Source organism: Caulobacter sp. 17J80-11 (assembly GCF_014349105.1).
In the GTDB taxonomy this organism is placed as follows: Bacteria; Pseudomonadota; Alphaproteobacteria; order Caulobacterales; family Caulobacteraceae; genus 17J80-11.
This window is the reverse complement of the sequence record NZ_JACSJI010000011.1, coordinates 62,543-74,252: the sequence shown is the minus strand read 5'-3', so window position 1 is coordinate 74,252 and position 11,710 is coordinate 62,543. Positions and strand designations below refer to the sequence as shown.

Here is an 11,710-nt window from a genome sequence, read left to right as displayed (position 1 = left end):
CGCCATGAGCGAGCTCGCGCTCATCGCGGCCGGGACCTTCGGACTATGCCTCGCCATGGCCTGTGCCTGGCGAGTGCGGCTCGCCACCGGCAAAAGCGGCTGGATCGACGCGATCTGGACGGTGTCCACCGGTGCGCTTTGCATCGCGTACGCCCTCGCTCCGATCACCCCGGGCCAGCCTGACGCGCGCGACTGGCTGATCGCGACGATGGCGGCCCTTTGGGCGCTTCGCCTCGGCAGCCATATCGTCAGCCGCACCCGACGGGGCGGCGACGATCCACGCTATGCCGAACTTGCGCAGGAATGGGGACGCGCCTTCCCGCAGCGGCTCTTCCTGTTCCTGCAGCTGCAGGGGCTCGCCGGAGCGCTTTTGGCGCTTTCCGCCTGGTTGGCGGCCCGCAACCCCGCGCCCGCGGGGCTCACGGACGTTCTAGGTGTCGCGGTCTTCGTCGCGGCCGCCGGCGGCGAGGCGCTCGCCGACTCGCAACTCGCCGCATTTCGGCGCGATCCCGCGAACCGCGGCAAGGTCTGTGCTCGTGGGCTGTGGGCGTGGTCACGCCACCCGAACTACTTCTTTGAGTGGATGGTCTGGTTGGCCTTCGCGATTATGGCCGTCGATCCGAGCGGCGCGTGGCCGTGGGGGGCCCTGGCCTTTCTGGCGCCGCTCTACATGTTCTGGCTGCTCACCCGCGTGTCCGGCCTTCCGCCGCTCGAACGGCACATGGCGCGGTCTCGGGGTGCGGCCTGGCGCGATTACGCGGCGCGAACCAGCGCCTTCCTGCCCCGCCCTCCCAAGAGAAACGTTGAACCGGAGCGGTCATGACCTACCCGATCGCCTACGCAACCGCCGCTCTGGTCATGGCGGCCTTAGACGCGGTGTGGCTGACGCTCATGGGGCCGCGCCTTTACCGGCCGGCGCTGGCCCCGCTCTTGACCGAGGGGTTCCGGCCGGCGCCGGCGGTCGCCTTCTATGTCATATTCGTTGCAGGCGTAGTCCTGTTCGGCGTTTCGCCCGCCCTGGCCTCCGGGCGGTGGGTGACGGCGGCGGTGCGCGGCGCCCTGTTCGGGTTCTTCTGCTACGCCACCTACGACCTGACCAATCAGGCCACCCTGAAGGTTTGGCCGCTTAAGCTCACCCTAGTGGACATCACATGGGGGACGGTCCTGGCGGGCGTGACGGCGACAGCTGCGTTTCTGGCGGCTCGCCGCTTCGGCTGAGGGTTTGCGGGCGTGGACAGACAAGCCTACTCCGAGCGCGCGGCGGATTGTCTTCGCTTGGCGAATTCGGCGCAGACAAGCCGCGAACGAGAAGCCTACCTGAAGCTTGCCGACGGCTGGCGCCTACTCGCAGAGCAAGCCGAAGCGCTGGAAGGGGCGGTTCGAGAGCATGCCTACGAGGCTCCGGCGGCGGCGGTGAACGCCACCTAGAGCGCGCGCTCCATGCGCCGGTGGTCCGGCACCGCCGCGACGCGCGAGCGGCGCTCCTCCGTCACTGTGAAGCCCAGCCGTTCATAGAGGGCCTGGGCCCGCGGGTTGGCCGCCGACACGTCCAGCACGGCGCGGCGGTAGCCCTGGGCGGCGCCGGCCTCCAGCAGGTGCTCGACCATGCGCCGGCCCACGCCGCCGCCGCGCAGTTCGGGCCGCACGCCCAGGTGGGCGACGTAGAGCATGTCCTTGGTCGGCGGCGGGATCACCTGCTCGACCCGCAGGCCGCGGCGGATGACGCCGGCGCCCGTGACCGGACCGTAGTGCGAGAGGATCTGGCGGGCGGCGGCCAGCATGAAGCCCAGCGGCGCCGAGCCGTCGTAGCCGGCGCCGGCGCCGATCACCTCGCCGTCCTTCTCGACCACGACGTGGGTGCGCCAGCCGAACTCGCCGGCGCCGTCGGCGAAGGCGCGGCCGAGGAAGTCCTCCGCCCGCCGTCGCCCGGGCGCGAACACGTAGTCGAAGGCGGCAGGGCCGGACATGTAGACCAGCGGCGCGGCCGCGGCCGCGTCGTCCGCCCGGGCCGGCCGGATGGTCAGGGTCACAGGCTCTCGCCCGTGACCTGGCAGACGCCGTCCATGTTGGCGATCCACTCGCGGATCAGGGCCAGGCCCTCCTCGTGGACCAGGCTGCGGCCGCTCTCGGGCATCATCTCGCCGGCGTTCCGCGACGACAGGCGGAACGGCATGATCGAGGCGTCCGGATCGCCCGGCACGATGTCGAACCGATGCCCGCCGGTGCCCTTGCCCGCCGCCACCGGCGGCTTGCAGGCGCCCAGCTGGCGCGGGTCGAGCTCGCCGGCGCGCAGCCACAGGCCGGTGGTGCGGGCCGCGCCGGTGGCGCTGTGGCAGTGGCTGCAGTTGGCGTCGAGGTAGGCCCGTGCGCGCGCCTCCAGCGGCTCGCGCGTGTCGTTCCAGACCGCGTTGCGCGGCGCCTGGTCCGGCGCGGGCGCGCCCTTCAGGTAGTTGACGATCTGCAGGCGGGTGAGCTGGTTCATCTCCCCCTGCGGACCGTCGAAGCTGTGGTTCAGGTGACGCGCCTTCAGGCCGATCGGCTCGAACTTGCGGGTCTTGAAGTCCTGGACGTGGCAGCCGCCGCACTGGTTCACGTTGGGGACCTGGTAGACGAAGTCCGTCTTTTTGGCCCCGTCGGCGAAGGTCATGGGGATCGACTCGCCCGCCCGCGCCAGGACGGCGTCGGTCTGGTCGGCGTTCCACACGTAGGGCAGCGCCTCCCAGCCGTTCTCACGGCGGACCAGGATGCGCGTCTCGACCAGGCGCACGTTCTTCAGGTCGAGCCCCTTGGCGCCCGACTGGCGGGTCTGCGCGGTGGTCTTGTCGACCACCTTGCTGTCGCCCGGCCGATCGGTTCCGGAGGTCGGGTAGTAGAAGGTCTTCGAGATCACCGTGCCGACGGGGAAGTCGAACGTATTGGTCCCGTCGTAGGTGGCCGTCGCCCCCTCGGGCAGCCAGACCGTACGCAGCTTCTGGGCGTAGTCGCTGAACAGCGGGGTGGCCAGGTCGTAGACCACCACCCGGTCGGTGGTCGCCAGCGTCTTGCCCCCGACCTTGAACAGCCCCCACTCGCTGAGGCGAGCGGGGTTGTCCTTGGCGTGGAACACGACGTGGTCGGGCGCACGGCTGCAGGCCGCGAGCAGGGCGGCCGCGAGGCCGAGGGCGACGATACGCTTGAACATGGGAACTCTGGCCGTCGTCAGTTCGCCGTCGCCGGCTTGTCCGCCAGCGCGCCGGTCAGCACGACCGCCGGCAGGCGGGTCTTGGGCTGGCAGCGGAAGGAGGCGTCGATCTTCGGGTTGGCGTACTTGTTCGGCCCGTCGATGTTCAGGACCTCGGCCTCGCCGTTGTCGATGCAGATCTCCGGCGATTTGACCTTCGGGTTGCGCCAACCGTCCCACAGCACGTCGGGCAGGCGGCCCTTCAGGCCGAACATGGCCAGCTTCAGCACCCCGAGCTGGCCGTCGGGCGCGTCGCCGCCGCCCTTGAATCGGTTGCCCGTGACATAGATCTGCTCCGGGTACGGATCGAAGTTCGGCGCGATGCCGGTCTTGTTCTGGTAGCCGGTCGAGTAATAGCTGGAGATGCCGACGTTCAGCGTCTTGTTGTCGTGGATGTCGTTGTCGAAGATCTCGACGCCGTCATTGGAATTGATCAGCACGCCCGAACCGGCCGGCACCGAGCGCACCGCCGCGCCTTCGGCGGCGAAGTTCTTGGTGTTGTTGGCGAAGACCTGGTTCTTGTAGACGCGAGTGCCGATGCCCGAGACCGGGATGTTCGGCATGTTGAAGACCAGGATGCCGCCGGTGTTGTTGGTGGCGGTGTTGCCGTAGACGTCGGCGCCGATCGAGTTCTCGATCTCGATGCCGGCCACGTTGTACTCGGCGCGGTTGTTGCGCACCACGATGTTGCGCGACTGGCCGACGTAGATGCCGGCGTCCGAGGCGCCCTTCACCACGCAGTCTTCGATCAGCAGGTTCTGAGTCTGCACCGGGTACAGGCCGTAGGCGCCGTTCTTCGGGTTCGGCCCGGCGGTCCACTCGGCGCGGACGCGACGCAGGGTCAGGTCCTTCACGCCGTTGGCCTTGAAGCCGTTGCCGCCGGCGTCCTCGATGCCGATGTCCTCGACGGTGACGCCGTTGCCGGTGACGTTGACGCCTTCGCCGCCGGAGACCTGGCCGGCGAAGGACAGCACGGTCTTGTCCATGCCCGCGCCGCGGATGGTCACGCCGTCGACGGCGAGGCTGAGGGTCTTGGTCAGCAGGTACTTGCCGGCCGGGATGGTGATCACGTCGCCGGCCTTGGCGTCGAGCAGCTGCTCCTGGAGCTTGGTCTCGAAGGCCGGATCACGGATCAGGCCGTCAGCCCCGGCCTTGGGCGCCTGATCGCAGGCGGCCAGGGCCATGAGCGCCGACACGGCGCAGGCGGAAAGCGCGTACTTACGAACGGTCATGAGCTTTCTGTCTTTCCGGGGCTCAGAAGTGGACGCCGAGTTGCACGCCCCAGAACCGCGGCTGGTCGAGGCGGACGTACGGGGTGCCGAGCGAGGTGGCGGAGATGGTGTTGAGCGAGGCGACGGTGCGCTCGTCGAGCAGGTTCTCGGCCCAGACCGACGCGGTGTAGCGGCCGTCCGGAGAGTTCCAGCCGATGCGGGCGTTCACCAGGTTGCGGGAGTCGTCCAGCGAGCCGAGCTTCGAGTAGTCGACCAGGCCGAGGACGGATTCCAGGACCATGCGCTGGCCGTAGCTCGCGTCGTTCTTCCGGGGCGCCGAGACGTAGCTGTAGCTGGCGTCGAAGAACACCTCGCCCAGGTTGGCGACGTCGCGCTCGTAGTGCACGCCGGTGGCCATCTTCAGGTTCGGCTCGCCGGTCGGCTGCCCCGAAATGTCCACAGGACCGCTGAGCGGGAATTCCGTGCGCTCGATCCAGGTGGAGTCGATGTAGCCGGCCGATTCCGTGATCGTCAGGTTCGGCGTGACCTTCCAGACCGCTTCGAGGTCGACGCCCCAGGCTTCGCTGTCGCCGGTCAGGGTCTGGTACTGCGGCACCAGCCCGCCCGAGACCAGCGAGATCTGCTGACGGTTGTCGTACTGGAAGTAGTAGGCCGAGGCGTTGACCCGCAGGCGGTGGTTCAGCCACTCGGACTTGACGCCGCCCTCGTAGTTCCAGACCGACTCCGGCTCGAAGTACGAGTTGATCGCCAGGCTGTTGAAGCCGCCGGCCTTGTAGCCGCGGGCGATCGAGCCGAACACCATCATGTCCGGCGTGACCTTGTAGTCGACCACGAAGCGCGGGCTGAGGTCGTTGAAGCTGGCCTTGCGCTTGAACTTCACGCCTTCCAGCGCGCCTTGCTCGAACACGATGTCGCCGGTCGCGCCCAGGCCCATGCCCAGCGGCGGCGGCAGGGACGCCAGCGTGTTGTAGAAGGTGTTGGCGTCGATCATCGCCGCGTCGGGGAAGAACGGCCCGCCCAGGATGGCGTTGTAGGCGGCGCCCGGCGCGACCGCAGCCTCGAGACCCGGCGCGACGTGCGCGCCGTTCAGCCAGGAGAAGGTCCGCTCGTCGTCGGTGTAGCGCAGGCCGACCGTCAGGTTCAGCTTGTCGGTCGCGGCCCAGGTCAGGTCGCCGTAGGCGGCCCAAGAGCGGTTGTCGCCCCAGTCCTCGAAGGCTTCCGTCCAGGTGGTGCCCAGCACGGGCAGGCCGAACGAGTCGAGGGTGTGGAACAGCGAGATCGGCGAGCCGCCCATGCTGACCAGCACGTTGTCGATCACCGTGTCGATCGAGTCGGTCAGGGCCGTGGTGACGCTCGACTGGTAGGCGTCTTCCTGGAAGTAGCTGACGCCGGCGATCCAGTGGAAGCGGTCGCCGTCGTGGCTCAGGCGCAGTTCCTGCGAGAAGCTCTTGTTCTCTTCGCGGTTCTCGGTGTCGAAGTAGAGCTCCGGAATGTTCGTGCCGTCCTCGTCCTCGCGGTTGGCGGTCTCGAACTTCTTCCATGAGGTGATGCTGGTCAGGGTCACGTCGCCGAAGTCGTGGCGGGCGTTCAGCGTCAGGCCGTCCAGCACGCGGGTCTCGTGCGAGCTGATCACGTCGTTGGCGAACGGGCCGAACGGATCGCCGCCGCTCATCGCGAACGGACCGATGCCGACCGCGGCCGGGCCGTCCTTGTCGGTGTCGTCGTGGTCCCAGCTCAGCTGGATGTCGGTGCTGTCGGTCGGCCGCCAGCGCAGGGCGGCGCGGCCCGACCAGTTGCCTTCGCGGTCCAGGTCCTCGCCGGTGGCCGCGTCCTTCAGCCAGCCGTCGCGCTTGTTGTAGAGGCCGTTGACGCGCAGGGCGACGGTGTCGCTCAGCGGCACGTTGATCATGCCGGTCAGCTGGGTCTTGCCGTAGTTGCCGATGCGGGCCTGCAGGTCGCCTTCGAACTCGTAAGACGGCTTGCGGGTGGTGATCGAGATGGCGCCGGCGGCGGCGTTGCGGCCGAACAGGGTGCCCTGCGGGCCCTTCAGCACTTCGACCCGCTCCAGGTCGTCGAAGAAGATCAGGGCGCCGCCGGTGCGGGCCGAATAGACGCCGTCGATGAACACCGCGGCCGACGGCTCGGTGCCGATGCCGAAGTCGTCGGTGGCGATGCCGCGGATCGCGAACTTGGGCTGAGTGACCGAGTTGTCGTCGACCGACAGACCCGGCGTGAAGGCCTGCAGGTCGCCCATCTGCTGGGCGCCCAGGGCTTCGATGGCCTCGGCGTTGAAGGCGTTGACCGTGATCGGCACGTCCTGGAGGCGCTGCTCTCGCTTCTGGGCGGTGACGACGATTTCTTCCAGCTGAGCGGAGTCGTCCTGGGCGGGCGCGGCCTGCGCGAAGGCCAGGGCGGGCCACAGAGTCGCCAGAGCGGTCGCCGAGACGAGCGCGTGCTTACGGAGCGCACGAGCGCGCTTAGTCATTGAAATCATGTGACGTTCCCCCCGAAACGTTCGGTCTGGTGCGGTCGCCCGAGACCCGGATCAGCCGCCCAAACGTGAATTTTTTCAGATTTTGGACGGTAGGCGCTGTTTTGACCTTGTCAATAGCGACGCTTGCGAGGCATCGCTGAGGACATGCCGCCACTCCCGTCGCTAAAGATCGCGCCGATCGATGAGGAGGAGTCCGCTGGACTGCGCGCCCGCCCGCGCCAGCAGCGGTCGAAGGCGCGTGTCGAGAAGATCCTCGATACGGCGGCGGCGCTGATCATCCGGCACGGGCGCGCCAACGTGTCGGGCGCGATGGTGGCCGAGGCCGCCGAACTGCCGGTCAGTTCGATCTACCAGTACTTCGCCAACATGGACGCGGTGGCCGCCGCCCTGGTGGAGCGGGCCATGTTCAGCGTCGACGACGTCGCGCTCGGCGTGGCCCAGGGCTTCGACCTGTCCGGCGACCCCATGCGGCTGGTGGCCGACATGATCGACGCGGCCCTGGCCCGCTACGAAGCCGAGCCCGGGGCCATCGACCTGATCCTGGAGCTGCGCCACACCGCCGCCTACGCGGAGACCGCCGCGCGTTCCGACGCCCAGATCGCCGCCGCCCTGGCCGACATCCTGAAACAGGCCCTGCCCCACGTCGCGCCGGAAGCGATCGACGCCTACACGAGCGCCTCCATGGCCGTCGCCGGGGGCATGCAGCTGCTGGTGTGGCGCACGCCGGCGGGCCCGCGTCGACAGGCGGTGATCCGCGAGTGGAAACTGATCGCCGGCGGCCGTCTGGCGGCCTTCCTGGCCGAGGCGGGCGCGCCCGCGCCGCCCCCGACACCGACGCGAAAGCGCAAGAAATCCTGATCCGACGAGCCGCACCATGTCCCAGCCCGCCGCCCTGCTCGCCCGCCAGCGCGAGGCCTTCCTGGCCCGCCCCTACCCGACCTACGCCGAGCGTCGCGACGCGCTGAAGCGCCTGCGCCAGACGGTCCGCAAGCACGCCGAGGCGCTGGCCCGGGCCGCCGACGCCGACTTCAGCTGCCGCGCGCCGCACGAGACGCTGATGCTCGACGTGGTGCCGCTGTTCAGCCACATCGACCACCTGCTGGGCGGCCTGAAGCGCTGGATGAAGCCGTCGCGCCGCAAGGTCGACCGGCTGTTCTTCGGCAACCGCGCCTACGTCACCTACCAGCCGAAGGGCGTGGTCGGCGTGATCTCGCCCTGGAACTTCCCGATCTATCTGGCGCTGGGCCCGATCGCGACCGCGCTGGCGGCCGGCAACCGCGTCATGCTGAAGACGTCGGAGTACGCGCCGGCGGTGTCCACGGCGCTGAAGACCCTGCTGGCCGAATGCTTCACTGAAGACGAGGTCTGCGTCGTCGAGGGCGGCCCCGAGGTCGCGAAGGCGTTCTCCGCCCTGCCGTTCGACCACATGATCTTCACCGGCTCGCCGGAGATCGGCCGTCACGTCATGCGCGCCGCCGCCGACAACCTGACGCCCGTGACCCTGGAGCTGGGCGGCAAGTCGCCGGCCATCGTCTCGCGCACCGCCGACATCGCCGTCGCGGCCCGCCGCATCGCCCACGGCAAGACCGCCAACGCCGGCCAGGTCTGCGTGGCCCCCGACTACGCCCTGATCCCCGAGGAACAGGCCGAGGCCTTCGCCGAGCAGGCGCTGAAGGCGTTCGACAAGTTCGCCAGCGGCGGCACCACCGCCCTGATCCACCCCGGCGCCTTCGAGCGTCAGCAGGGCCTGATCGAGGACGCCCGCGCCAAGGGCGCCCGCGCCCTGACCGCCGCGACGCCGGTCGACGGCCGGCGCATGGGCCTGCAGGTCGTGCTCGGCGTCACCGACGACATGCGCCTGGCCCAGGAAGAGATCTTCGGCCCGATCCTGCCGGTGTTCACCTACACCGCGTTCGAGGCCGTGGTGGCGCGGGTCAACGCCGGCACGCGTCCGCTCGCGCTCTATTACTTCGGCCACGACCAGGCCGAGCGCGAAACCCTGCTGAAGCGCACCCACTCGGGCGGCGTCGCCTTCAACGACTGGGGCTGGCAGGTGGCCCAGCACGACCTGCCGTTCGGCGGGACGGGCACATCGGGCATGGGCAACTACCACGGCGCGGAAGGTTTCCGGGAACTGTCCCACGCGCGGTCGGTCTACGACCAGCACCGCCTGTTCCCGATCGAGCTGTTCCACCCGCCGTTCGGCGGCGCCCAGCCCTTCCTGCTGTGGCTGATCACCGGCCACGCCGGCGGGCGCAAGTAAGCGCCCCGCCGGTTCAGCCGGGCTGGTCGGCGAGCTCCCGGTCGAGCTCGTCGATGAAAGCCTTCGCCTGCGGCCACGGCCCGAAGCCCGAGGCCGGGTTCAGATGGCCGGCCGCGCCGATGTTCACCAACCGGCTGCCCCAGTCGCGCGCCAGCCCGGCCGCCCGGTCGAAACTGGCCAGCGGATCGTTCTCGCTGGCGGCCAGGATGCTCGGGAACGGCAGGCGCGCGCGCGGGATCGGCAGCCAGCCGTGGGCGCGCAGTTCCTCCGTGGTCGGATACGGGGCCGGGAACGGCGTCTCGACGTCGGCCGGCGCGGCCAGCAACGCGCCCTTGATCGCGCGCCGGCAGCGCTGGGCCCAGTGCGCCACCATCATCACGCCGGCGCTGTGCGCGACCAGGACCACCGGGCCCTCGATCGTCGACAGCGCGCGGTCCAGCGCCTCGACCCGGGCCGCGCAGCTCAGCCGGTCCTGCTCAAGCGGCGGCACGGTGCGCACGCGCGGAAGCTCCGCGGCCAGCAGGGTCTGCCAGTGCTCGGCCACGTGGTCGCGCAGCCCCGGAACGATCAGGACGGTGGTCTCCATCGGCACGCTTCTCCTCGCCTTCGCCATCGGCGCCGAAGCTAGCAGGCCCGTCCCGGCCCGCTTCGCAACGCGCGACACGGGCTTGTCCTTTCAGGACAGCGGCGAGGACGCCGCCGCTCCGCAAAAATCACGACAGAAAATTCGCCGGGACGCGGCGGGGGATCGCACCCGCCCTCGACAGAGCGCCGTTTTTCCCGATCATCGGCAACTGCTCTAGATGCGCGTCGCTTATTCGCCTCGGCGGGCTCGGGAGGATGTGCTGAAAGCGGCGGCGACCCTGCGGCGATTGGTGGCGAGGCCCGACGTGGTCGCGATCGTCGGCGCGATGCTGACGCTCGTCATCGCGGCCTGGTCGCAGAACCTGGTCGAGCAGCGCACCCACGAGCGCTTCGCCCGCCTCGCCGACCAGACCGTGCTGAACACCCAGAACCGGCTGGACACCTATGTCGCCCTGCTGAACGGCGCCTCGGGCCTGTTCTCGGCCAGCGACGAGGTGACCGAGGCGGAGTTCGCGCGCTACGCCGCCCAGCTCGAGCTGGAGCGCCGCTATCCCGGCGTTCAGGGACTGGGCTACGCGGCGCGCATCGATCGGCGCGCGCCGCGTCACCCGGGACGCATGCTGTCCGCCCTGCCGGCCGGCGTGCGACCCTGGCCCGGTCCGTCGCCCGAAAGCGCGATCGTCTACCTGCTGCCGAAGGACCGCCGCAATCGCGCGGCCCTGGGCTTCGACATGATGTCGGAGCCGATCCGGCGCGAGGCGATGGACCGCGCCCGCGACCTCGGCGTGCCGGCCGCCTCGGGCCGGGTCGTCCTGGTGCAGGAACTCGACCACGATAAGCAGCCGGGCTTCCTGATCTACACGCCGGTCTACGCGCGCGGCAGCACGCCGGAGACGGTGGCCGACCGCCGCGCCGACCTGATCGGCTGGGTCTATTCCCCGTTTCGCGCGCACGACCTGTTCCGCCAGGTGTTCGCCGGCACCGGCCTGCTCGACCAGGTCGACGTCGAGGTGTTCGACGCCGCCGCCGGCGAAGCGGGCCTGCTGTTCTCCTCGCCCACGGTCGAGAGCCGCCGCCCAAGCCGCTTCCGCGTCGAGCGCCGCCTCGACGTCGCCGGGCGCACCTGGGTGATGCAGCTGCGCGCCAACGAGGGCTTCCCCGCCCCGCCCTGGTGGCGGACCGCCCTGCCGATCCTGCTGGCCGGCTTCGCCCTGACCGCCACCTCGGCGGCCGCCGCCCGCGCCCAGGCGAACGGCCTGGCCCGCGCCCAGGCCGCCGAGACGGAGGCGCTGCGGGCCAAGAGCAAGGCGGAGTTCCTGTTGCGCGAGGTCAACCACCGGGTGGCCAACAGCCTGCAGCTGGTCAGCTCGCTGGTCGCCCTGCAGGCCGAGGCGGTGAAGGACCCCGGCGCGCGCGCCGCCCTGCAGGACACCCGCGCCCGCATCCTGGCGGTCGGGCGGGTGCACCAGCGCCTCTACGGCGACGACGGGGCCGGGCACGTCGATCTGAAGGCCTACCTCCAGCACCTGGTGGTCGAGCTGGCCGAGTCGCTGGAGGGGGCGGGCCCGCGCCTGCAGTTCCGCGGCGAGCGCGAAGTGCTGGTCGACGCCGACATGGCGGTGGGCGTCGGCGTGGCGGTGGCCGAGCTGGTCACCAACGCCGCCAAGTACGCTTATCCGGACGGCCGCCCGGGCGAGATCCGGGTCCGGCTCGAACCGCACGGGCCGCGCCTGGAGGTCTGCGTCGAGGACGACGGCGTGGGCATGGCCCCCGGCGCCAAGCCGGCCGGCTCGGGGCTGGGCATGAAGGTGGTGCGGGCCATGGCCGCCGACCTCACCGCTGACCTGGAGGTGGGATCGGGCCCTGACGGCGGCCTGCGGGTGAGCCTGATCTTCGTCCCCAAGCGCCAGGGCTGA

10 protein-coding genes are annotated in these 11,710 nt (G+C 70.1%); 5 read left to right on the top strand and 5 right to left on the bottom strand.

Annotation, left to right across the window (positions count from 1 at the left end; translation table 11 throughout):
• Positions 1-4 precede the first annotated feature (4 nt).
• Positions 5-823: a DUF1295 domain-containing protein gene (locus H8B08_RS12655; protein WP_187450562.1), complete on the top strand. Its 819-nt coding sequence runs from the start codon at positions 5-7 to the stop codon at positions 821-823.
• Entirely contained in the window at positions 820-1,218 is a 399-nt protein-coding gene (locus H8B08_RS12650; protein WP_187450561.1) for a DUF2177 family protein, read from the top strand. The genes H8B08_RS12655 and H8B08_RS12650 overlap by 4 nt, the downstream gene beginning before the upstream one ends.
• A gap of 206 nt (positions 1,219-1,424) precedes the next feature.
• Here H8B08_RS12650 and H8B08_RS12645 read toward each other — a convergent pair whose 3' ends face one another.
• The 4 genes from H8B08_RS12645 to H8B08_RS12630 are packed head-to-tail and all read right to left on the bottom strand — an operon-like array spanning position 1,425 to position 6,937.
• Positions 1,425-2,030, bottom strand: a complete 606-nt coding sequence (locus tag H8B08_RS12645; RefSeq protein WP_187450560.1) for a GNAT family N-acetyltransferase — start codon at positions 2,028-2,030, stop codon at positions 1,425-1,427.
• Complete coding sequence (locus H8B08_RS12640; protein ID WP_187450559.1) at positions 2,027-3,181, bottom strand: SO2930 family diheme c-type cytochrome; 1,155 nt, start codon at positions 3,179-3,181, stop codon at positions 2,027-2,029. Before H8B08_RS12640 ends, H8B08_RS12645 begins: the two co-directional genes overlap by 4 nt.
• A 17-nt stretch (positions 3,182-3,198) precedes the next feature.
• Positions 3,199-4,452 carry a parallel beta-helix domain-containing protein gene (locus tag H8B08_RS12635; RefSeq protein WP_187450558.1) on the bottom strand — a complete coding sequence of 418 codons (1,254 nt, stop codon included), beginning with the start codon at positions 4,450-4,452 and terminating at the stop codon, positions 3,199-3,201.
• A 22-nt stretch (positions 4,453-4,474) separates the two neighbouring features.
• Positions 4,475-6,937, bottom strand: a complete 2,463-nt coding sequence (locus tag H8B08_RS12630) for a TonB-dependent receptor (protein WP_187450557.1) — start codon at positions 6,935-6,937, stop codon at positions 4,475-4,477.
• Positions 6,938-7,090: 153 nt separating this feature from the next.
• Between H8B08_RS12630 and H8B08_RS12625 the strand changes: the two genes are divergently transcribed.
• Together H8B08_RS12625 and H8B08_RS12620 are read left to right on the top strand one after the other, a co-directional pair.
• Positions 7,091-7,804, top strand: coding sequence for a TetR/AcrR family transcriptional regulator (locus tag H8B08_RS12625; RefSeq protein WP_187450556.1), 714 nt, complete (start codon positions 7,091-7,093; stop codon positions 7,802-7,804).
• 16 nt (positions 7,805-7,820) lie between these two features.
• The gene (locus H8B08_RS12620; protein WP_187450555.1) at positions 7,821-9,209 is read left to right on the top strand and encodes a coniferyl aldehyde dehydrogenase; all 1,389 of its coding nucleotides are present in this window, start codon (positions 7,821-7,823) and stop codon (positions 9,207-9,209) included.
• 13 nt (positions 9,210-9,222) lie between these two features.
• On the opposite strand, the gene H8B08_RS12615 is transcribed toward H8B08_RS12620, so the two are convergent.
• Complete coding sequence (locus H8B08_RS12615) at positions 9,223-9,795, bottom strand: alpha/beta hydrolase (RefSeq protein ID WP_187450554.1); 573 nt, start codon at positions 9,793-9,795, stop codon at positions 9,223-9,225.
• 304 nt (positions 9,796-10,099) lie between these two features.
• Between H8B08_RS12615 and H8B08_RS12610 the strand changes: the two genes are divergently transcribed.
• A complete protein-coding gene (locus H8B08_RS12610) occupies positions 10,100-11,710 on the top strand; it encodes a CHASE domain-containing protein (RefSeq protein ID WP_187450553.1) in 1,611 nt (536 codons plus the stop codon).

Excerpts from the sequence above, each read along its gene's own strand:
- H8B08_RS12640 (WP_187450559.1), bottom strand. The coding sequence starts at position 3,181 with ATGTTCAAGCGTATCGTCGCCCTCGGCCTCGCGGCCGCCCTGCTCGCG.
- H8B08_RS12615 (WP_187450554.1), bottom strand. The coding sequence starts at position 9,795 with ATGGAGACCACCGTCCTGATCGTTCCGGGGCTGCGCGACCACGTGGCC.
- H8B08_RS12635 (WP_187450558.1), bottom strand. The coding sequence starts at position 4,452 with ATGACCGTTCGTAAGTACGCGCTTTCCGCCTGCGCCGTGTCGGCGCTC.
- H8B08_RS12650 (WP_187450561.1), top strand. The coding sequence starts at position 820 with ATGACCTACCCGATCGCCTACGCAACCGCCGCTCTGGTCATGGCGGCC.
- H8B08_RS12655 (WP_187450562.1), top strand. The coding sequence starts at position 5 with ATGAGCGAGCTCGCGCTCATCGCGGCCGGGACCTTCGGACTATGCCTC.
- H8B08_RS12620 (WP_187450555.1), top strand. The coding sequence starts at position 7,821 with ATGTCCCAGCCCGCCGCCCTGCTCGCCCGCCAGCGCGAGGCCTTCCTG.
- H8B08_RS12630 (WP_187450557.1), bottom strand. The coding sequence starts at position 6,937 with ATGACTAAGCGCGCTCGTGCGCTCCGTAAGCACGCGCTCGTCTCGGCG.
- H8B08_RS12625 (WP_187450556.1), top strand. The coding sequence starts at position 7,091 with ATGCCGCCACTCCCGTCGCTAAAGATCGCGCCGATCGATGAGGAGGAG.